Below are 21,896 nucleotides of genomic sequence, written 5' to 3'. Positions count from 1 at the left end.
GGATATGGTTAATTCATCTGAAATTAGAGGACGAGATGATAAATCATCGCTGAAAAGCGCGGCGATCCAGAAAATCATCTATTTTTACAGGCCTGGCAGCCGCCAGACAAAATACACAACAGAACAAAATATCAATAAATGAAATAAAACCAGGATAAATCACATGCAGAGATGCAATTTATCCTGACTCGATTATCGACGGCAGATGCTAATAAGTAGCTCTTCCATCCACTGATGTCCTTTATCCCGTCCAGCGGCTTCATGCCAGGAGAGATAGCAGGTACGGCTATTTAGCTTGAGTGGCAGGGGCAGAATTTGCAGATTTAATGCGCCAGAGAACTCTTCTGCCAGCCAGCGTGGCGCAATTGCCACCAGCTGCGTCTGGGAAACGACGTTTAATACACTGACCATGGCCATCCCCTGATAAGCCACGCTCGCCTGTTTCTCCGCAGTGTCGTACCACGGCAGGCTAAAGGAGGCATATCTGTCGAGCGCGACAACGGCATGCTGTTCGCTATAAACGTCACTTTCACGTAGCGGAGCATTCAGTCGTGGATGTTTTTTGCTGGCAACCAGCACCATTTCATCTTTAAACAGCGGTACGCAGGAAAATTCAGGTCGGCGGAATTCTTCATAACCCAGGACGAATTCGGTTTCCTGATAACGTAACTGGTGTTCAGTGTTTTGATTTAAGGACGATTTAAAGACAAGATTAATATTAGGTGCGATCTCTTCAACTTTATTATAAATAATTGATGTCAGATAATTATCTAAGGGGCTGCAGACGCAGAGATGGAATACTCTCTCACTGCTTAAGGGTTCAAAGCCCGAGCCTGGCAGCTCATTTTGCACCAGTTGCAGCGCCTGGCGGATGGAGCCGAAAAGCTGGAAAGCCCGCGCTGTCGGCTGGATCCCTCTGCCATAACGAACGAATAATTCGTCGTTGAACATCACTTTAAGCCTGGCAACCGCGTTGCTTACCGCAGGTTGTGACATTCCCAACGTTTGTGCCGCCCGGGTGATATTCTGCTCCTGCATGACGGCATCAAACACCGTCAATAGATTAAGATCCACCGTGCGCAACTGCGGTTTAATCCCATCAGTAACTTGTGGTTGTTTAATATTATTTTCTGGCACTTCTGACTCCACTGTCACGCTACACTCCCTTCGCCAACGCACTGTAATAATTTCAGAAAATATGATTTACCATGCAAATACGACCAGCGAAAGAAAATAGTTTAAAAATCGGAATATATAAAGATCACGTAATAACGTTAAAATAAAAATAGACGCAAAAGATATGTTTAACTTTAGTGCTGGAATGAAACCATAAACCGAATCAATATACAACAACCATCCAGTTAAGGATGACTTAAGTATAATTAAACTGTTATCGCTGTTGCTCAGTACTGAGTTAATAATCTGTTATCACCTTTCATTTCAATGAAGTCAAAACACACTTACCAGAATGATAAATAAGTGATATTAAAGAATTTTTAAAAGGACACCTACATAACAAAACGATCGCCTGAAAAATACCTATTAATTTTATTTGTTTCTGCAAATGTTTTTTAAGTCCAAATTTAGACAATTTGTAAAGCCAGACAAGAAAAATCCAGCACAATAAGCTAAAGCACACATCCTCCCTGCTCGACCTTCCGGGGCCGTTTTTACCATCAGGGGTTGACATGCACAGTCGTATCCAGTACCACTAAAAGCATATTGAATTTAACGGAGCACGATTCATGACACGCACCATTCGTTTCACCGGTCTACTACTACTAAACGCATCCACTGTGCGCGGTAGACTGGCGGGCGAAATTCAGCGTTGAATCGTCACCAGTAAGACTAAAAACCCGCGCCACTGCGCGGGTTTTTTTATGCTCGTAGCAAGGCGCCCTAAGACTGACAAGGACCTAACCCATGAGCCAGCAAGTCATTATTTTCGATACAACTTTACGTGACGGTGAACAGGCATTACAGGCAAGCCTGAGTGTAAAAGAGAAACTGCAGATTGCGCTGGCTCTCGAACGTATGGGCGTCGACGTGATGGAGGTCGGCTTCCCGGTCTCGTCTCCGGGTGATTTCGAATCCGTCCAGACTATCGCCCGCACCATTAAAAACAGCCGCGTGTGCGGTCTGGCGCGCTGCGTAGAGAAAGACATCGACGTTGCTGCTGAGTCGCTGAAAGTGGCCGAAGCCTTCCGTATTCACACCTTTATTGCCACCTCCCCCATGCATATCGCAACCAAGTTGCGCAGCACGCTGGATGAGGTCATTGAACGCGCGGTATATATGGTTAAACGCGCACGCAACTACACCGATGACGTTGAATTCTCCTGTGAAGATGCGGGCCGTACGCCAATCGAAGACCTGGCGCGCGTAGTGGAAGCCGCCATCAAGGCGGGCGCGAAAACCATCAACATCCCGGACACCGTCGGCTACACCATGCCGTTTGAGTTCTCCAACATCATCACCGGCCTGTATGAGCGCGTACCGAATATTGATAAAGCGATCATCTCAGTGCATACCCATGATGATTTGGGCCTGGCCGTAGGCAATGCCATCGCCGCGGTGCACGCCGGCGCGCGTCAGGTAGAAGGCGCGATGAACGGTATCGGCGAGCGCGCGGGCAACTGTTCGCTGGAAGAAGTGATTATGGCAATCAAGGTGCGCAAAGACATCATGGACGTGCACACCCGCATCAATCACAACGAAATCTGGCGCACCAGCCAGACCGTCAGCCAGATTTGCAACATGCCGATTCCGGCCAACAAGGCGATTGTCGGCACCGGCGCCTTCGCACACTCCTCCGGCATTCACCAGGACGGCGTGCTGAAGAACCGTGAAAACTACGAAATCATGACCCCGGAATCTATCGGCCTGAACCAGGTGCAGTTGAACCTGACCTCCCGTTCCGGCCGTGCGGCGGTGAAACACCGTATGGAAGAGATGGGCTATCAGGACAGCGATTACAACATGGATCAGCTGTACGACGCGTTCCTGAAGCTGGCCGACAAGAAAGGCCAGGTGTTCGATTACGACCTGGAAGCGCTGGCCTTCATCAACAAGCAGCAGGAAGAGCCAGAGCACTTCCGTCTGGATTACTTCAACGTGCAGTCCGGCTCCAGCGACATCGCCACCGCCTCGGTCAAACTGGCCTGCGGTGATGAAATTAAAGCGGAAGCGGCAAACGGCAACGGCCCTGTCGACGCTATCTATCAGGCGATCAACCGCGTCACCGAGTACGACGTTGAGCTGGTGAAGTATGACCTGACGGCGAAAGGACATGGTAAAGATGCGCTGGGTCAGGTGGATATCGTCGTCAACTACAACGGCCGCCGTTTCCACGGTGTGGGCTTGGCGACGGATATTGTCGAATCCTCCGCGAAAGCTATGGTGCATGTCCTGAACAACATCTGGCGCGCCGCTGAAGTCGAAAAAGAGTTGCAACGCAAAGCTCAGAATAAAGAGAACAACAAGGAAACCGTGTAATGTCGAAGAATTACCATATTGCTGTGTTGCCGGGTGACGGTATTGGCCCGGAAGTAATGGCACAGGCGCTGAAAGTACTGGAAGCCGTTCGCACGCGTTTTGCGATGAAAATTACTACCAGCCACTACGACGTGGGCGGTATTGCGATTGATAATCACGGAACGCCATTGCCGAAAGCCACCGTTGAAGGCTGCGAAAATGCCGATGCCGTGCTGTTTGGCTCCGTTGGTGGCCCAAAATGGGAACATCTCCCGCCGGCAGAGCAACCAGAGCGCGGCGCGCTGCTGCCGCTGCGTAAACATTTTAAGCTGTTCAGCAACCTGCGTCCGGCGAAGCTGTATCAGGGGCTGGAAGAGTTCTGCCCGCTGCGCGCGGACATCGCGGCCAACGGATTCGACATTCTCTGCGTGCGCGAGCTGACGGGTGGGATCTACTTTGGTCAGCCAAAAGGTCGCGAAGGCAGCGGCCAGCATGAGAAAGCGTTTGATACCGAGGTGTATCACCGTTTCGAAATTGAACGTATCGCCCATATCGCGTTTGAGTCAGCACGTAAGCGCCGCCATAAGGTGACCTCCATTGATAAAGCGAACGTGCTGCAGTCGTCCATTTTGTGGCGCGAGATCGTCAGTGAAGTCGCTAAGCAGTACCCGGACGTTGAGCTGTCGCACATGTACATCGACAACGCAACGATGCAGCTGATTAAGGATCCGTCCCAGTTTGACGTACTGCTCTGCTCCAACCTGTTCGGCGATATCTTGTCTGACGAGTGCGCGATGATCACCGGTTCTATGGGCATGCTGCCATCCGCCAGCCTGAATGAAGAAGGCTTTGGACTGTACGAGCCGGCGGGCGGCTCCGCACCGGATATCGCCGGCAAAAACATTGCTAATCCGATTGCGCAGATCCTCTCCCTGGCCCTGCTGCTGCGCTATAGCCTCGATGCAGGCGACGCAGCAACCGCAATTGAAAACGCCATTAACCGGGCGTTAGAAGAAGGCGTCCGTACCGGTGACTTAGCGCGCGGCACGGCAGCAGTCAGTACCGATGAAATGGGCGACATTATTGCCCGCTATGTCGCTGAAGGGGTGTAATCATGGCTAAGACGTTATATGAAAAGTTGTTTGATGCGCACGTTGTTTACGAGGCACCAAACGAAACCCCGCTGCTGTACATTGACCGTCATCTGGTACACGAAGTGACCTCTCCGCAGGCATTTGACGGCCTGCGCGCGCACAAGCGCCCGGTACGTCAGCCGGGTAAAACCTTCGCGACTATGGATCACAACGTCTCCACCCAGACCAAAGACATTAATGCCTCGGGTGAGATGGCGCGTATCCAGATGCAGGAGCTGATCAAGAACTGCAACGAGTTTGGCGTTGAGCTGTATGACCTGAACCATCCGTATCAGGGCATCGTCCACGTGATGGGGCCTGAGCAGGGTATTACCCTGCCGGGCATGACCATCGTCTGCGGCGACTCCCATACCGCAACCCACGGCGCGTTTGGCGCGCTGGCCTTCGGGATCGGCACGTCTGAAGTGGAACACGTTCTGGCGACCCAGACCCTGAAGCAGGGCCGCGCCAAAACCATGAAAATTGAAGTAAAGGGTAAAGCCGCGCCGGGCATTACCGCGAAGGACATCGTGCTGGCCATCATCGGTAAAACCGGCAGCGCGGGCGGTACCGGCCACGTTGTGGAATTTTGCGGCGACGCGATTCAGGCGCTGAGCATGGAAGGTCGTATGACCCTGTGCAACATGGCTATTGAGATGGGCGCAAAAGCTGGCCTGGTCGCGCCGGACGAAACCACCTTCAACTATGTGAAAGGCCGTCTGCATGCGCCGAAGGGTCAGGATTTTGACGACGCGGTGGCGTACTGGAAAACCCTGAAAACCGACGACGGTGCGACCTTCGATACCGTTGTCACGCTGCAGGCGGAAGAGATCGCCCCTCAGGTGACCTGGGGCACCAATCCGGGCCAGGTGATTTCCGTCAACGACAGCATCCCGGACCCGGCGTCCTTCGCCGATCCGGTCGAGCGCGCCAGTGCGGAAAAAGCGCTGGCCTATATGGGACTGAAGCCAGGCGTACCGTTGACCGATGTCGCCATTGATAAAGTCTTTATCGGTTCCTGCACCAACTCACGTATCGAGGATTTACGCGCGGCGGCAGAGATTGCCAAAGGCCGTAAAGTGGCGCCGGGCGTGCAGGCGCTGGTGGTTCCAGGCTCCGGTCCGGTGAAAGCCCAGGCGGAAGCGGAAGGTCTGGATAAGATCTTCATCGAAGCAGGCTTCGAGTGGCGCCTGCCGGGCTGCTCAATGTGTCTGGCGATGAACAACGACCGCCTGAATCCGGGCGAGCGCTGCGCCTCTACCAGCAACCGTAACTTTGAAGGCCGTCAGGGCCGTGGTGGACGCACCCATCTGGTCAGCCCGGCAATGGCCGCCGCCGCGGCAGTTACCGGCCATTTCGCCGATATTCGCAGCCTGAAATAAGGAGACAATCATGGCAGAAAAATTTACCCAACATACGGGCCGTGTTGTCCCGCTGGACGCCGCTAACGTCGATACGGACGCGATCATTCCTAAGCAGTTTTTGCAGAAAGTGACCCGCACCGGTTTTGGCGCACACCTGTTTAACGACTGGCGTTTTCTGGACGACAAAGGCGAAGTGCCGAACCCGGAATTCGTCCTGAACTTCCCGGAATACAAAGGTGCCTCCATTCTGCTGGCGCGGGAAAACTTCGGCTGCGGCTCATCGCGTGAGCATGCGCCATGGGCGTTGACCGACTACGGCTTTAAGGTAGTTATCGCCCCGAGCTTCGCGGATATCTTTTACGGCAACAGCTTCAACAATCAGCTGCTGCCGGTGACGCTGAGTGACGAGCAGGTCGATGAATTGTTCGCGCTGGTTAAGGCGAACCCGGGCATGTCGTTTGAGGTGGATCTGGAAGGGGAAGTGGTGAAAGCCGGGGATAAGACCTACAGCTTCAGCATCGATGCCTTCCGTCGCCACTGCATGCTCAACGGTCTGGACAGCATTGGCCTGACGCTCCAGCACGAGGACGCCATTTCCGCGTACGAGAAAAAACAGCCTGCGTTTATGGGCTAAAAGCAATGGCCCGCTGCACGCGGGCCATTGCTTCCCTCCGATACCTGTCAGACAATCGTCTCATTTCGTGAAGCCACCTCCCGGAATCAAACATCCTTGACCCGGCAGGTCAGCCCAAGCGTAACCACCGAAATCGCCGCAATCACCCAGTAAACCGAGGCATGGCCATAGCTTTGCGCCAGCGCCCCCTGAATCACCCCCGCCAGAATAACGCCCGTCGAAATGCTGTTGGTAAAAAGCGTGGTCGCAGAGCCTGCGCGTCCGGGCATAAGATCCTGGAACCAGAGCATGCCGATCCCGGCAACGATGCCAATAAACACAGCGTTAAACAGCTGCAGCGCAAGCAGCGCTTCACGCGAATGGAAAAGGATCAGTCCCGCGTAAAACAGCACCCCGGCCGCCACGGCGACGATCATCATCCGACGCTTTCCGAAGCGCTTCACGTAATACCCCGCCAGAATCATCGCTGGAATTTCCAACCCGGCAGCTGTGCCCATTAAGATCCCGGCAAGCTTGTCCGGCAGGCCCAGATCGCTGCTGATCCACAGCGGCATATCAATGATGTACATGGTGTTGCAGGTCCACATCAGCGTGGAGGCAATAAACAGCATGCGGACGTTTTTATCCTGCCAGCCGCTCACCTGCGTGATGGGCTTATCCGTCGTCTGCTCAATCCGAGCGACGGACGGCAGCGCAAAGGCAATCAGCGCCAGGCTAATAATAAAAATGCCTGCCGCGATCGAAAACATGACCGTGAAGCCATAGTTCAGCGCCAGCATGAAGGCCAGCGGCGGGCCGATGACCCATGCAAGAGAGAGCTGCGCACGCATCACCGAGCTGAACATCACCACCTCCCGCGCCGAGCTGTCGGCGTATTCACGGGCCAGCGCGAACAGCTGCGGCATGGCGGTATTGGCAAGAGAGGCCAGCAGCACGCCGCAGGTAATGAGCGTCAGGTAGTGCCGGTTAAAGGCAAAAAGCAGCGCGTTGCCCACGGCCATCGCGCAGCAAAAGAGGATCAGCCTGCGGCGATCGCCCTGGCTGTCCGATCGTTTCGCCAGTCCCAGGCTAACGAGGATCCCGGCAATGGCGTTGACGGTATAAAACAGGCCGACCCAAAACGGCTGTGCGCCCACCTCGCGGCTGAGGAACAGGCTCAGCGTCGGCGCCTGTAGGGCCCCCGCCACGCCCATCATAAAGGCCACCAGCATAAAAGCGGCATATACGCCATTCAGGCGGCGCCCCATCGTCATCAACCACAGCATGCGCAAGTCCTTGTGAAAGCAAATCGAAATTGGGTGAAAGAATAAACGAAAAAAGCCAGCAAAAACATTTTGCTGGCGGGTGATAAACACCAATACTCAGTCACACATGATCGAGGCGAGTTAGCGGGAAGAGGTCGGTTTCGTAACGTCCCACTGCATCAGTTCTTCCAATATTTTCAGCCGTTGCTCTGCACACTGGCGGGCCAGCCAGGACGATCCTTTTGTCGCTGAAAAGTACTGCTGATAAAACTGACGTGCGGTAGACCTCTTCATAATTTACCTCCTCACTTCATCGGAAAGCATTATTGGCCTAATATAGGGATTAATAAATTGCTGATTTTTTGTCAGGAGTTCCTCTTTTATGCCATCCGGTCGACTGCAACAACAATTTATCCGCCTGTGGCAGTGCTGCGAGGGTCAATCGCAGGAGACCACGCTTAACGAGCTGGCAGAACTCCTCAACTGCTCTCGCCGCCATATGCGCACGTTGCTCAACACCATGCAGCAGCAGGGCTGGCTAAGCTGGGAGGCCGAGGCCGGACGCGGTAAGCGCTCACGCTTGACCTTCCTCTATACCGGTCTGGCGCTGCAACAACAGCGGGCGGAGGATCTGCTGGAGCAGGACCGCATCGATCAGCTGGTCCAGCTGGTGGGCGACAAGGCCGCCGTGCGCCAGATGCTGGTCTCGCATCTGGGGCGCAGCTTTCGTCAGGGCCGCCACATTATGCGGGTGCTCTACTATCGGCCAATGAAAAACCTGTTGCCCGGCACGGCGTTGCGTCGTTCTGAAACCCATATGGCCCGGCAGATATTCAGCGGCCTGACGAAAATAAATGAGGAAAACGGGGAACTGGAAGCGGACATCGCGCACCACTGGCAGCAGCTTTCCCCCCTGCACTGGCGTTTCTTTTTACGCCCGGGCATTCACTTCCACCACGGACGCGAGCTGGAGATGAGTGACGTCATCGCCTCTCTGGAACGCGCCCGCACGCTTCCGCTCTATTCGCACGTCTCGCGGATCCACTCCCCCACGGCCTGGACGCTGGACATTGAATTGTCGCAGCCGGACAGATGGCTGCCGTGGCTGCTGGGCTATGTGCCCTCAATGATCCTGCCCGGCGAATGGCGATCGCTGAACAATTTTGCCAGCCTGCCGATTGGCACGGGCCCCTACTCCGTGACGCGCAATACCAACAACCAGCTCAAAATCCGCGCCTTTGATGACTATTTTGGCTATCGGGCGCTGATCGACGAAGTGAACGTCTGGGTATTACCGGATCTCAACGAAGAGCTGAGCGCAGGCCTGACGCTGGAAGGCCCCACAACAAGCGAAAAGGCGTTCGAAAGTCGCCTGGAGGAGGGCTGTTACTACCTGCTCTTTGACAGCCGCAGCCACCGCGGAGCAAACCACGACGTCCGCACGTGGATCAGCCATGTTCTGGCCCCGGCTAACCTGATTTATCACGCAGAGGAGCAATACCAGACCTGGTGGTTCCCGGCATATGGCCTGCTTCCGCGCTGGCACCATGCTCAGCCGGTGCGCAGTGGAAAACCTGCCGGGCTGGAGACCATCACCCTCAGCTACTATCGCGATCACATTGAGCACCGTTTTATCGCGAAGATTATGAGCAAGCTGCTGGTGGCCGAAGGCGTGACGCTGGCGATACAGGAAGTCGACTATGATGAATGGCACCGCGGGGATGTCGTCAGCGATATCTGGCTCAATAGCGCCAACTTCACGCTGCCGCTTGATTTCTCGCTCTTTTCTCACCTGTATGAAGTGCCCCTCATTCAGCACTGTATCAACCGGGACTGGCAGCAGGACGCCGCGAAGTGGCGGGCAGGCGAAATGGATCTGGCCGCATGGTGCCAGGAGCTGCTGGCCGGGCAGACGATCGTACCGTTGATCCACCACTGGCTGCTGATCCAGGGACAACGCAGCATGCGCGGCCTGCGGATGAACACCCTGGGCTGGTTTGATTTTAAATCCGCCTGGTTTGCGCCGCCGGAACCATAACGCTTTCGTAATATTCACCAAATCATTACAATAGCGCCGTTCTCAACGGGGTGCTGCATCACAGATGTGCGCTGAGATAATACCCGTCGAACCTGATCCGGATAACGCCGGCGAAGGGATTTGAGGCTGTCGCTCAAAATCCTTTGCCACTCAACTCTGAGGTGCAAAGTGTTAAAAAAAGTTTTCCCCCTGCTGGCGCTGTTTGCGCTGCCTGCTTTCGCGAACCCCGTCCTGACGGTCTATACCTACGATTCCTTCTCCGCCGACTGGGGCCCTGGCCCGGTGGTAAAAAAAGCCTTTGAAGCCGACTGCAACTGCGAGCTGAAGTTCGTGGCGCTGGAAGATGGCGTGTCGCTGCTCAACCGTCTGCGCATGGAAGGGAAAAACAGCAAGGCCGACGTGGTGCTCGGGCTGGATAACAACCTGCTGGAAGCCGCGACGCAAACCAAACTGTTTGCCAAAAGCGGCGTGGCGGCAGATGCCGTCAACGTGCCGGGCGGCTGGAAAAACGACACCTTTGTGCCGTTCGATTACGGCTATTTTGCTTTTGTTTACGACAAAAATAAGCTGAAAAACCCGCCGAAAAGCCTGAAAGAGCTGGTGGAAAGTGACCAGAAGTGGCGCGTGATCTATGAAGATCCGCGTACCAGCACGCCGGGTCTGGGCCTGCTGCTGTGGATGCAGAAAGTCTATGGAGATAAAGCGCCGGAAGCGTGGCAGAAACTGGCCGCCAAAACCGTCACCGTGACCAAGGGCTGGAGCGAAGCCTACGGCCTGTTCCTGAAAGGGGAAAGCGACCTAGTGCTGAGCTACACCACCTCTCCGGCCTACCACATCATCGCTGAGAAGAAAGACAACTACGGCGCCGCGAATTTTGCTGAAGGGCACTATCTGCAGGTGGAAGTGGCAGCGCGTACCGCCGCCAGCAAACAGCCGGAGCTGGCCGAGAAGTTCCTGAAGTTCATGGTTTCACCGGCGTTCCAGAATGCGATTCCCGCAGGCAACTGGATGTATCCGGTCACCAGCGTTACCCTGCCCGCAGGTTTCGAGCAGTTGACCAAACCAACAACCTCGCTGGAATTTACGCCGCAGCAGGTCGCCGCGCAGCGTGCAGCATGGGTAAGTGAATGGCAACGCGCCGTCAGCCGTTAATTCCCGGCTGGTTAATCCCCGGCCTGCTCGCCGCCATGCTGATGGTGGTGGTCAGCCTGGGGGCATTCCTTGCGTTGTGGTTTAATGCGCCAGAGAGCGATCTGCTCGCGCTCTGGCACGACAGCTATCTCTGGCACGTTATCCGGTTCTCTTTCTGGCAGGCGTTTCTTTCTGCGCTGCTGTCAGCGATCCCGGCCATTTTCCTCGCGCGAGCGCTGTACCGCCGGCGTTTTCCCGGCAGGCAGGCTCTGCTGCGCCTGTGCGCCATGACGCTGATCCTGCCGGTTCTGGTGGCCGTTTTTGGCATTCTGAGCGTCTACGGTCGTCAGGGCTGGCTGGCTTCGCTCTTTGCATCTTTGGGGCTGGAGTGGACCTTTTCCCCTTACGGGCTGAAGGGCATCCTGCTGGCGCACATTTTCTTCAATATGCCGATGGCGACGCGCCTCTTTTTACAGGCGCTGGAAAACATTCCCGGCGAGCAACGCCAGATTGCGGCTCAGCTCGGCATGCGCGGCTGGTCGTTCTTCCGCTTTGTCGAATGGCCGTGGCTGCGACGTCAGATTGCCCCGGTGGCCGCGCTAATCTTTATGCTCTGCTTCGCCAGCTTTGCCACCGTGCTTTCGCTCGGCGGTGGGCCGCAGGCCACCACCATTGAGCTGGCGATTTATCAGGCCTTAAGTTACGACTACGATCCGGGCCGCGCCGCGCTGCTGGCGATGGTGCAGATGGCGTGCTGTCTGGTGCTGGTGCTGCTGAGCCAGCGACTGAGTAAAGCCATTCCCGCTGGCAGTAATCAAATAACCGGCTGGCGCGACCCGCAGGACAGCCTGCACAGCCGCGTCGCCGATTTTATCCTGATTACGCTGGCGCTCATGCTGCTGCTGCCGCCGCTGCTGGCCGTTATCGTTGACGGACTGAACCTCAATCTCACGTCCGTCCTGCAGCAGCCCGTGCTCTGGGAAGCGACGTGGACCTCGCTGCGCATCGCGCTGGCAGCCGGGCTGGTCTGTGTACTTCTGACCATGATGCTGCTCTGGAGCAGCCGCGAGCTCTACGCGCGTCATGCTCGTAAAACCGGACAGGCGCTGGAGCTGACGGGCATGCTGATTCTGGCGATGCCGGGCATCGTGCTGGCGACGGGCTTCTTTTTACTGTTCAACAGCACCATCGGCCTGCCGGAAAGCGCCGACGGCATCGTCATTTTTACCAACGCCTTAATGGCCATCCCTTACGCGCTTAAGGTGCTGGAAAACCCGATGCGCGACGTCAACAGCCGTTACGGTTTACTGTGCCAGTCGCTGGGCATGCAGGGCTGGCAGCGACTGAAGGTGGTCGAACTCCGCGCGCTAAAACGGCCGCTCGCCCAGGCGCTGGCGTTTGCTTGCGTGCTGTCGATTGGCGATTTTGGCGTGGTAGCCCTCTTTGGCAACGAAGATTTCCGCACGCTGCCGTTCTGGCTCTATCAGCAAATCGGCTCTTATCGCAGTCAGGACGGCGCGGTCACCGCGCTGTTACTGTTGCTGCTGTGCTTTGCCTTATTTACCGTTATCGAAAAACTTCCGGGGCGCGATGTTAACACTGACTGATGTAACCTGGCTTTACCAGCATCTGCCGATGCGCTTCACGCTCTCCGTGCGCCAGGGGGAGATGATCGCCGTACTTGGCCCAAGCGGCGCGGGAAAAAGCACGCTGCTTAATTTGATTGCGGGTTTTCTTCAGCCGGCAAGCGGCGCGATCGTCATTGAAAATCACGATCATACCCACACGCCGCCCGCAAAACGTCCGGTCTCAATGCTGTTCCAGGAAAACAACCTGTTTACCCATCTGACGGTGCGGCAAAACATCGCTCTGGGAATGCATCCGGGGCTCAGGCTGAACGACGCTCAGCGCCAGAAGCTGGAGATCATTGCCGCCCAGATGGGGATCACCGGGTTCATTGACAGGCTGCCGGGCGAGCTTTCGGGCGGCCAGCGTCAGCGCGTGGCGCTGGCGCGTTGTCTGGTGCGGGAGCAGCCAATCCTGCTGCTGGATGAGCCCTTCTCGGCGCTCGATCCCGCGCTTCGCCAGGAGATGCTGGCGCTGGTGCAGGACGTCTGTCAGCGCCAGCAACTGACGATGCTGATGGTGTCGCACAGTATTGAGGATGCCGCACGGATTGCGCCGCGATCTGTGGTGATTGCGGAGGGACGTATTTTGTGGGACGGAAGTACAGAAGAACTGCTGAGTGGTGAAGCGGGGGCGTCTTCATTGTTGGGCATTCGTGTGGTCTGATGCCCTTACCGTGGCCCTCTCCCCCAGGAAGAGGGAAAACGCCTTAACGGCTTACCACCTTCAACAGGATCTCGCCGTACACCGGCATCAGCGGGTGACGAATCAGCACCACCAGGGCCACCACCGCAACGCCCAGCGTCAGCGGGGCCAGCCACAAAAGACGAGAGCGCGGAAGATAGCGCGTCAGGCGATCGACGCTGGCTTTCGCGCTGCGCCATAGCCGCCAGCAGAGCCAGGCCGCCAGCCACAGCAGCACAGCCGTGCCCAGCAGCAGCCACTTAAACTCACCGCTTTGCATACCGTCAGGGATATCAATCGCCGCGCCGGCGAGGATCCCCGGCAGGAAGTAAAACGGCGGCCAGAAGACGCAGCCGATGATGTTCGGCACCACGAACTTCGCGACCGGCAGGTCCAACATCCCCGCCACCATCGGCACCAGCGGACGCGTTGGCCCAACGAAGCGGCCTACCAGAATGGTAAACATGCTGTGCTGATGCAGGGCATGCTCGGTTTTATCCAGCAGCGCTTTGTTCTTTTTCATAAAAGACCAGCGGTGCAGCGGCTTCTTAAAGCGCCAGCCCAGCCAGAAGGAGATCCAGTCCCCCATCAGGCAACCGATAATCCCGGCCAGCCACGCCTGCCAGAAATTAACCTCGCCGCTGCCGATCAGCGCGCCAAGCCCCGCCATCATCACGGTTCCGGGCAGGATCAACCCAACAAGCGCCAGCGATTCCAGAAACGCCACCAGCGCCACGGCGATGAGCGAGTACATAACGGACTGGGTAATAAAGTGTTCCAGCAATGCCTGCATAACTATTCCGGTCAGAAAACGAATCAGCGATTCTGCTTAGCGCCCCGCACCGCGTCAAGGCAACAATTGTCTGAATAGTTTACAGGTTGCTTTCCGCATTCACCTGCTTGTTTATCTTTTTTTACCGTTTATTCACATCCCGCGCGGAATTCGCTCGGGCTCGCGCCGGTGCATTTCTTAAACACGCGAGAGAAATAGAGCTGATCTTCAAATCCCACGTTGCGCCCAACGGTAGCAATCGGCATTCGGGTGGTGCTGAGCAGCAGCTTCGCCTGACTGATGCGCTGATCCTCACGCCAGCTCAGAACGCTGACGCCCAGCTGCTGGCGGAACAGATGCGACAGCCGCGACGGCGACAGACAGACGTGTTGGGCGACGCTGGCGATATCAAACTGGCTGTCGGCCAGATGGTCGCTAATGTACTGGCAGGCGTCGCGGACGCGGTTATCCAGCGGTGGGTTAAGCGATTCGTTGATGGCCTCCATGCGGCGCAGCAGCACCTGCTCAAGCAGGTTTATCGCCAGCAGTTCGGCATAGCGCCCGCCGGCCTGCCCCGCCTCAATAATCTGCGCGAACAGTTCGCGAAACTGCGCCAGATGAACCTCATCCGGGCGATAAAAGCCGGTATGCGCAAAAATAGCCGGCCATGAAAGCCACTCCTGCCAGTAGGCGCGCGGGCGAAAATAGACCCACTGGTGATACCACTCTTTAGCATCCGGATGACGCCCGTAGTGGTGGATCTCTCCCGGCGGAAACAGCAGGATATCGCCGGGACGGCAGACAAACTGCTGGTCACCGTTCTTGATGATCCCTTCCCCCCGCACGGTCAGGTTGAGAATATACCCTTTCATCCCGAGCGGTCGGTCGACGTAAAAATCGAGATATCCCTCAGCCTCGATAGGGGTCAGTCCCGCCACTAGGTGCGCGTTAAACGAGTATCCCGGCAACAGGGGATCGTTTTGCGTTTCGGCCATAGATTCAGTTCTCCCAAGGGTCCTGAAGGAAACCAATTGTCCATATCACTAAAAGCAGTATAAAAATGGCCTGCGAAAAGATCCAAAAAGCATCACGCCTCTTTTACGTCCGCCATGTTTCAGCCTTTCCCCCTGATTTCTCCGCCAGTACAGGCAGATAAGCAGTAACAAAAGTGTCTATAAGTGCGGCAGAAATGTCCACATTGAATATTTGCACGGCGTCACACTTTCCGTCGTAACAGCAATTTAGTCCATAAGATTAGCGGATCCTGCCTGACGATTTTCGCCCCCAGTCTCTAATGTTCTTCCATACCTGTTTTTTGGATGGAGCAACACCATGGCAATTGCAATTGGCCTCGATTTTGGCAGCGACTCGGTTCGCGCGCTGGCAGTGGACTGTACGTCCGGCCAGGAGATAGCAACCAGCGTTGAGTGGTACCCGCGCTGGCAGGAAGGGCGCTACTGCGATGCGGCGAACAACCAGTTCCGTCATCACCCGCGGGACTACATTGAGTCGATGGAAGCGGCAATCAAAACCGTACTGGCCGAACTGACGGACGCCCAGCGGGCCGAGGTCGTGGGGATTGGCGTCGACAGCACCGGCTCCACGCCTGCCCCGGTGGATGCCGAAGGCCGCGTGCTGGCACTGCGCCCGGAGTTTGCCGACAACCCGAACGCCATGTTCGTGCTGTGGAAAGACCATACTGCCGTGGAAGAGGCCGAAGCCATCACGCGCCTGTGCCATCAGCCGGGCAAAACAGACTACTCGCGCTACATCGGCGGGATTTACTCCAGCGAATGGTTCTGGGCCAAAATCCTCCACGTCACCCGCGCCGACGCAACCGTTGCGCAGGCCGCGGCGTCCTGGATTGAGTTGTGCGACTGGGTGCCTGCCCTGCTCTCCGGCACCACACGGCCACAGGATATTCGCCGCGGGCGTTGCAGCGCCGGGCATAAATCCCTGTGGCATGAAAGCTGGGGCGGCCTGCCTCCGGCCGCGTTCTTTGATGAACTCGACCCAATCATCAACAAGAATCTCAAATACCCGCTGTTTACCGACACCTTCACCGCCGATATTCCGGTCGGCACGCTTTGTGAAGAGTGGGCAACGCGTCTCGGCCTGCCGAAGAACGTGACCATCTCCGGCGGCGCGTTTGACTGTCATATGGGCGCCGTGGGCGCGGGCGCGCAGCCCAACACCCTGGTAAAAGTTATCGGTACCTCGACCTGCGACATTCTGACGGCAGATAAAGCCAGCGTCGGCGACCGCGCGGTGAAAGGCATCTGCGGCCAGGTTGACGGCAGCGTGGTGCCGGACTTCATCGGTCTGGAAGCCGGTCAGTCCGCGTTTGGCGATATTTACGCCTGGTTTGGCCGCGTGCTGGGCTGGCCTCTGGACCAGCTGGCAGCGGCGCATCCAGAGCTGAAAACCCAGATTGCCGACAGCAAAAAGCAGCTCCTGCCGCAGCTCACCGAAGCCTGGGCCAAAAATCCGTCTCTCGATCACCTCCCGGTGGTGCTGGACTGGTTTAACGGTCGCCGCACGCCGTTTGCCAACCAGCGTCTGAAAGGGGTGATTACCGATCTCAACCTGGCGACCGACGCTCCAGCGCTGTTCGGCGGCCTGATTGCCGCAACGGCCTTCGGTGCCCGCGCCATTATGGAGTGCTTCACCGAGCAGGGCATCGACGTGAACAACGTGATGGCGCTGGGCGGCATCGCCCGTAAAAACCCGGTGATTATGCAGGCCTGCTGCGACGTGCTGAACCGTCCGCTGCAGATTGTGGCTTCCGATCAGTGCTGCGCGCTGGGCGCGGCGATTTTCGCTGCCGTGGCCGCAGGCGTGCATTCCGATATCCCGGCCGCACAGCGGCATATGGCGAGCGCCGTCGAAAATACGCTCCAGCCGCGTGCCCGGCAGGCACAACGCTTTGAACAGCTTTATCAGCGCTACCAGCAATGGGCAAAAAGCGCCGAACTTCACTATCTCCCTGTCGCCGCCCCGGCCAAAAGCACCGAGGACACTACGGCAACCCTGACCCATTAAGGACACGATGATGACCATTTTTAATAACTATGAAGTGTGGTTTGTGATTGGCAGCCAGCATCTGTACGGACCGGAAGCGCTGCAGCAGGTGACGAAACACGCGGAGCACGTGGTTAACGCGCTGAACGCGGAAGCCAAACTGCCCTGCAAACTGGTACTGAAACCGCTGGGCACCACGCCGGACGAAATTACCCACATCTGCCGCGACGCGAACTACGACGATAAATGCGCAGGTCTGGTGGTGTGGCTGCATACCTTCTCTCCGGCCAAAATGTGGATCAACGGTCTGTCTATCCTCAACAAACCGCTGCTGCAGTTCCATACCCAGTTCAATGCCTCCCTGCCGTGGGACAGCATCGACATGGACTTCATGAACCTGAACCAGACCGCGCACGGCGGCCGTGAGTTTGGCTTCATCGGCGCGCGCATGCGCCAGCAGCACGCGGTGGTCACCGGCCACTGGCAGGATGGCAAGGCGCAACAACGTATCGGCTCCTGGATGCGACAGGCGGTCTCTAAGCAGGATACCCGCCACCTGAAAGTGGTGCGTTTCGGCGACAACATGCGTGAAGTGGCGGTCACCGACGGCGATAAAGTCGCTGCGCAGATTAAATTCGGCTTCTCCGTAAATACATGGGCAGTGGGCGACCTGGTGCAGGTGGTAAACGACATTAGCGATGGCGAAGTGAGCGCGCTGGTGGATGAATACGAAAGCAGCTACCGCCTGACCCCTGCGGCACAAATCAACGGCGACAAGCGCCAGAACGTGCTTGATGCGGCGCGCATTGAGCTGGGCATGAAGCGCTTCCTGGAACAGGGTGGCTTCCACGCTTTTACTACCACTTTTGAAGACCTCCACGGCCTGAAACAGCTGCCGGGCCTGGCGGTACAACGTCTGATGCAGCAGGGCTACGGCTTTGCAGGCGAAGGCGACTGGAAAACTGCCGCTCTGCTTCGCATCATGAAGGTGATGTCGACCGGTCTGCAGGGCGGCACCTCCTTTATGGAGGACTACACCTACCACTTCGAAAACGGCAACGACCTGGTGCTCGGCTCCCACATGCTGGAAGTGTGCCCTTCTATCGCCGTCGAAGAGAAACCGATCCTCGACGTGCAGTATCTCGGCATCGGCGGTAAAGCCGATCCGGCGCGTCTGATCTTCAACACCCGCACCGGCCCGGCCATCAACGCCAGCCTGATCGATCTGGGCGATCGTTTCCGCCTGCTGGTGAACTGCGTCGATGCGGTTGAAACGCCACATTCGCTGCCGAAACTGCCTGTCGCCAACGCCCTGTGGAAAGCGCAGCCGGACCTGCCGACCGCGTCAGAGGCGTGGATCCTGGCCGGCGGCGCGCACCACACGGTGTTCAGCCACGCGCTGGATCTGAACGACATGCGTCAGTTCGCCGAGCTGCACGATATCGAGCTGACCGTCATTGATAACGATACCCGCCTGCCCGCCTTTAAGGACGCGCTGCGCTGGAACGAAGTCTATTACGGTTCAAAACGCTAAGTACGGAATGCCCGGTGGCGCTACGCCCACCGGGCAGGGAGACAACAATGTTAGACGATCTCAAACGTCAGGTGCTCGAAGCCAACCTGGCGCTGCCGAAACATAACCTGGTGACCCTGACCTGGGGCAACGTCAGCGCCGTTGACCGGGAAAAAGGCGTGTTCGTGATCAAGCCTTCCGGCGTGGATTACACGGTGATGACCGCGGACGATATGGTGGTGGTCAGCATCGAGACGGGTGAAGTGGTGGAAGGTAACAAAAAACCGTCATCCGATACGCCCACTCACCGCCTGCTGTACCGGTCATTCCCGACCATCGGCGGCATTGTGCATACCCATTCTCGTCACGCGACCATCTGGGCGCAGGCGGGCCAGTCGATCCCGGCGACCGGCACCACCCACGCGGACTACTTTTACGGCACCATTCCCTGCACGCGTCTGATGACCGATGCAGAGATCAACGGTGAGTACGAGTGGGAAACGGGTAACGTAATTGTCGAAACCTTCGAAAAACAGGGAATCGACGCGGCGCAGATGCCCGGCGTGCTGGTGCACTCCCACGGCCCGTTTGCCTGGGGTAAAAACGCGGAAGATGCGGTGCATAACGCGATCGTGCTCGAAGAGGTGGCCTATATGGGGATCTTCTGTCGCCAGCTCGCGCCGCAGCTGCCGGATATGCAGCAAACCCTGCTGGATAAACACTACCTGCGCAAGCACGGCGCGAAGGCCTATTACGGACAATAAACTGTATATATCTCCAGCATAAAACATTCAACCAGGCTATAATCAGGCCTGGTTTTGTTTTATGGGATAGCGGCGTGGCACAGGCGCAACAAGGCTTTTTACTGACCCGACACTGGCGGGATACCCCTCAGGGCACCGAGGTCGCGTTCTGGCTGGCGACGGACAACGGCCCGCGGTACGTTACGCTGCCGCCGCAGGAGTCCGTGGCATTTATCCCTGAAGCGCACGTCGAAAAGGTGAAGCAGCTGCTGCGCGACGAAAGCGGCTGGCGCATTACCCCGCTTGAACTGAAAGATTTCCACCGCCAGCCGGTTTACGGCCTCTACTGCCGCGCCCATCGTCAGCTGATGCGCTATGAAAAGCTGCTGCGCGAATCGGGCGTGACGCTCTACGAAGCGGATATCCGCCCGCCGGAACGCTTTCTGATGGAGCGGTTTATAACCGCGCCCGTCTGGGTAGACGGCGCAGAGCAAAACGGCACCCTCATCAACGCTCGCCTGAAGCCGAATCCGCATTATCGTCCACCGCTAAAGTGGGTCTCCCTGGATATAGAAACCACCCGTCATGGCGAACTGTACTGCATCGGTCTTGAAGGCTGCGGGCAGCGGGTTGTCTATATGCTCGGGCCGCCGAACGGCGATGCGTCCGCGCTGGATTTTCAGCTTGAGTACGTCAGCAGCCGCCCGCAGTTGCTGGAGAAACTTAACCAGTGGTTTGCCGAGCACGACCCGGACGTGCTGATCGGCTGGAACGTGGTGCAGTTTGACCTGCGCGTGCTGCAAAAACACGCCGAGCGGTATCGCATCCCGCTGATGCTCGGGCGCGGAAATACGGAGCTGGAGTGGCGCGAGCACGGCTTTAAGAACGGCGTTTTCTTTGCGCAGGCCAACGGTCGACTGATTATCGACGGCATCGAGGCGCTGAAATCCGCTTTCTGGAATTTCTCCTCCTTCTCTCTGGAAGCGGTAGCGCAGGAATTGCTCGGTGAAGGCAAATCCATCGACAATCCGTGGGACCGCATGGACGAGATCGACCGGCGCTTCAACGAAGACAAACCCGCGCTCGCTACCTATAACCTGAAAGACTGCGAGCTGGTGACGCAGATTTTCCATAAAACCGAGATCATGCCGTTCCTGCTGGAGCGGGCGACGGTAAACGGCCTGGCGGCAGACAGGCACGGCGGCTCGGTAGCGGCCTTTAGCCACCTCTATTTCCCACGAATGCACCGTGCGGGCTATGTTGCGCCCAACCTCGGAGACGTGCCGCCGCAGGCCAGCCCCGGCGGCTACGTGATGGACTCCCGGCCTGGACTGTATGACTCGGTTCTGGTGCTGGACTACAAAAGCCTCTACCCGTCGATTATCCGCACCTTCCTGATCGATCCCGTCGGGCTGGTAGAAGGCATGGCGCAGCCGGACGACGCCCACAGCACCGACGGTTTCCTCGGCGCCCGTTTTTCGCGGGAAAAGCACTGCCTGCCTGAAATCGTGGGGAACATCTGGCACGGCCGCGACGAGGCTAAACGCCACGGCAACAAGCCGCTCTCGCAGGCGCTGAAAATCATTATGAACGCCTTTTACGGCGTGCTGGGGACCAGCGCCTGCCGCTTCTTTGATCCCCGTCTGGCCTCGTCCATCACCATGCGCGGGCACGACATCATGCGCCAGACCAAAGCGCTGATTGAATCCCGGGGCTATGACGTTATCTACGGCGACACGGATTCCACCTTTGTGTGGCTTAAGAGCTCACGTACAGAAGAGGATGCCTCGCGAATCGGCAAAGAACTGGTCGCTTTCGTGAACGCCTGGTGGCAGGAACATTTGCAAAAAGAGCGGTTAACCAGCGCATTAGAACTGGAATTTGAAACCCATTTTGCCCGCTTTTTAATGCCCACCATTCGCGGTACCGATCAGGGCAGCAAGAAGCGCTACGCCGGGCTGATTCAGGAAGGAGATAAGCAGCGTATGGTCTTTAAAGGCCTGGAAACGGTGCGCACCGACTGGACGCCGCTGGCACAGCAGTTTCAGCAAACCCTTTACCTGCGAGTGTTTCGCAACGAGCCGTATCAGGATTACGTGCGTGAAACCATCGCCAGCCTGATGGCGGGCGAACTGGATAACCAGCTGGTCTACCGCAAACGCCTGCGCCGCCCGCTGGCGGAGTACCAGCGTAACGTTCCTCCACACGTGCGCGCCGCGCGTCTGGCGGATGAAGAAAACGTGCGCCGCGGACGTGCGCCACAGTATCAAAATCGGGGTACCATTAAGTACGTCTGGACGATTAACGGCCCGGAACCCGTTGATTACCAGCAGTCTCCGCTCGATTACGATCACTATCTGACGCGCCAGCTTCAGCCCGTCGCCGACGGAATTTTGCCCTTCATTGACGACGATTTTGCTACACTAGTGACAGGGCAACTTGGCCTATTTTGACGCGTGACGAAATGGCTGCCATCCAGTACCATAGCGCCCTTTCCATTCCCGGACCCATTTTTCGAT

The 21,896-nt window shown here is 57.0% G+C and carries 18 protein-coding genes and 1 riboswitch; of the genes, 13 read left to right on the top strand and 5 right to left on the bottom strand.

What is annotated here, in order from left to right; all coding sequences use genetic code 11:
* Nucleotides 1–192 precede the first annotated feature (192 nt).
* The gene (leuO, locus tag HBM95_03710; GenBank protein ID NIH42046.1) at nt 193–1,137 is read right to left on the bottom strand and encodes a transcriptional regulator LeuO; all 945 of its coding nucleotides are present in this window, start codon (nt 1,135–1,137) and stop codon (nt 193–195) included.
* A 608-nt stretch (nt 1,138–1,745) separates the two neighbouring features.
* Here leuO and leuL point away from each other — a divergent pair.
* The 5 genes from leuL (at nt 1,746) to leuD (ending at nt 6,605) form a co-directional block, all read left to right on the top strand.
* On the top strand, nt 1,746–1,832 hold the full coding sequence (gene leuL, locus HBM95_03705) for a leu operon leader peptide (protein ID NIH42045.1): 87 nt from the start codon (nt 1,746–1,748) through the stop codon (nt 1,830–1,832).
* A 91-nt stretch (nt 1,833–1,923) separates the two neighbouring features.
* Nucleotides 1,924–3,495: a 2-isopropylmalate synthase gene (leuA, locus tag HBM95_03700; GenBank protein ID NIH42044.1), complete on the top strand. Its 1,572-nt coding sequence runs from the start codon at nt 1,924–1,926 to the stop codon at nt 3,493–3,495.
* Nucleotides 3,495–4,586: a 3-isopropylmalate dehydrogenase gene (gene leuB / locus HBM95_03695; protein NIH42043.1), complete on the top strand. Its 1,092-nt coding sequence runs from the start codon at nt 3,495–3,497 to the stop codon at nt 4,584–4,586. The genes leuA and leuB overlap by 1 nt, the downstream gene beginning before the upstream one ends.
* 2 nt (nt 4,587–4,588) lie before the next feature.
* Nucleotides 4,589–5,989, top strand: coding sequence for a 3-isopropylmalate dehydratase large subunit (gene leuC, locus HBM95_03690; protein ID NIH42042.1), 1,401 nt, complete (start codon nt 4,589–4,591; stop codon nt 5,987–5,989).
* A gap of 10 nt (nt 5,990–5,999) precedes the next feature.
* Nucleotides 6,000–6,605, top strand: a complete 606-nt coding sequence (leuD, locus tag HBM95_03685) for a 3-isopropylmalate dehydratase small subunit (GenBank protein ID NIH42041.1) — start codon at nt 6,000–6,002, stop codon at nt 6,603–6,605.
* 86 nt (nt 6,606–6,691) lie between these two features.
* Here leuD and HBM95_03680 read toward each other — a convergent pair whose 3' ends face one another.
* Entirely contained in the window at nt 6,692–7,870 is a 1,179-nt protein-coding gene (locus HBM95_03680; GenBank protein ID NIH42040.1) for an MFS transporter, read from the bottom strand.
* Between the two features lie 120 nt (nt 7,871–7,990).
* Nucleotides 7,991–8,143: a glucose uptake inhibitor SgrT gene (sgrT, locus tag HBM95_03675; GenBank protein NIH42039.1), complete on the bottom strand. Its 153-nt coding sequence runs from the start codon at nt 8,141–8,143 to the stop codon at nt 7,991–7,993.
* Between the two features lie 88 nt (nt 8,144–8,231).
* Here sgrT and sgrR point away from each other — a divergent pair, with 88 nt between their 5' ends.
* From sgrR to thiQ, 4 genes are all read left to right on the top strand, one after another.
* Nucleotides 8,232–9,887, top strand: coding sequence for an HTH-type transcriptional regulator SgrR (gene sgrR, locus HBM95_03670; protein ID NIH42038.1), 1,656 nt, complete (start codon nt 8,232–8,234; stop codon nt 9,885–9,887).
* 36 nt (nt 9,888–9,923) lie between these two features.
* Nucleotides 9,924–10,024, top strand: a riboswitch (TPP riboswitch).
* Nucleotides 10,025–10,055: 31 nt separating this feature from the next.
* Nucleotides 10,056–11,039: a thiamine ABC transporter substrate binding subunit gene (locus HBM95_03665; protein NIH42037.1), complete on the top strand. Its 984-nt coding sequence runs from the start codon at nt 10,056–10,058 to the stop codon at nt 11,037–11,039.
* Nucleotides 11,015–12,625 (top strand): thiamine/thiamine pyrophosphate ABC transporter permease ThiP, encoded by a 1,611-nt coding sequence (thiP, locus tag HBM95_03660; GenBank protein ID NIH42036.1) that lies wholly within the window; start codon nt 11,015–11,017, stop codon nt 12,623–12,625. Before HBM95_03665 ends, thiP begins: the two co-directional genes overlap by 25 nt.
* Entirely contained in the window at nt 12,609–13,310 is a 702-nt protein-coding gene (thiQ, locus tag HBM95_03655) for a thiamine ABC transporter ATP-binding protein ThiQ (GenBank protein ID NIH42035.1), read from the top strand. The genes thiP and thiQ overlap by 17 nt, the downstream gene beginning before the upstream one ends.
* A 43-nt stretch (nt 13,311–13,353) precedes the next feature.
* Here thiQ and HBM95_03650 read toward each other — a convergent pair whose 3' ends face one another.
* A complete protein-coding gene (locus tag HBM95_03650; protein ID NIH42034.1) occupies nt 13,354–14,121 on the bottom strand; it encodes a DedA family protein in 768 nt (255 codons plus the stop codon).
* Nucleotides 14,122–14,249: 128 nt separating this feature from the next.
* A complete protein-coding gene (gene araC, locus HBM95_03645; protein ID NIH42033.1) occupies nt 14,250–15,095 on the bottom strand; it encodes an arabinose operon transcriptional regulator AraC in 846 nt (281 codons plus the stop codon).
* A 337-nt stretch (nt 15,096–15,432) separates the two neighbouring features.
* Between araC and araB the strand changes: the two genes are divergently transcribed.
* From araB to polB, 4 genes are all read left to right on the top strand, one after another.
* On the top strand, nt 15,433–17,142 hold the full coding sequence (gene araB, locus HBM95_03640; protein ID NIH42032.1) for a ribulokinase: 1,710 nt from the start codon (nt 15,433–15,435) through the stop codon (nt 17,140–17,142).
* A 10-nt stretch (nt 17,143–17,152) separates the two neighbouring features.
* A complete protein-coding gene (gene araA, locus HBM95_03635) occupies nt 17,153–18,655 on the top strand; it encodes an L-arabinose isomerase (GenBank protein ID NIH42031.1) in 1,503 nt (500 codons plus the stop codon).
* A gap of 47 nt (nt 18,656–18,702) precedes the next feature.
* Nucleotides 18,703–19,398, top strand: coding sequence for an L-ribulose-5-phosphate 4-epimerase (araD, locus tag HBM95_03630; GenBank protein NIH42030.1), 696 nt, complete (start codon nt 18,703–18,705; stop codon nt 19,396–19,398).
* Nucleotides 19,399–19,472: 74 nt separating this feature from the next.
* Nucleotides 19,473–21,830 carry a DNA polymerase II gene (polB, locus tag HBM95_03625; protein NIH42029.1) on the top strand — a complete coding sequence of 786 codons (2,358 nt, stop codon included), beginning with the start codon at nt 19,473–19,475 and terminating at the stop codon, nt 21,828–21,830.
* The last annotated feature ends 66 nt before the right edge of the window (nt 21,831–21,896 follow it).

This window comes from Enterobacter asburiae, assembly GCA_011754535.1.
In the GTDB taxonomy this organism is placed as follows: domain Bacteria; phylum Pseudomonadota; class Gammaproteobacteria; order Enterobacterales; family Enterobacteriaceae; genus Enterobacter; species Enterobacter cloacae_N.
This window is presented reverse-complemented; position numbering and strand designations above follow the sequence as displayed.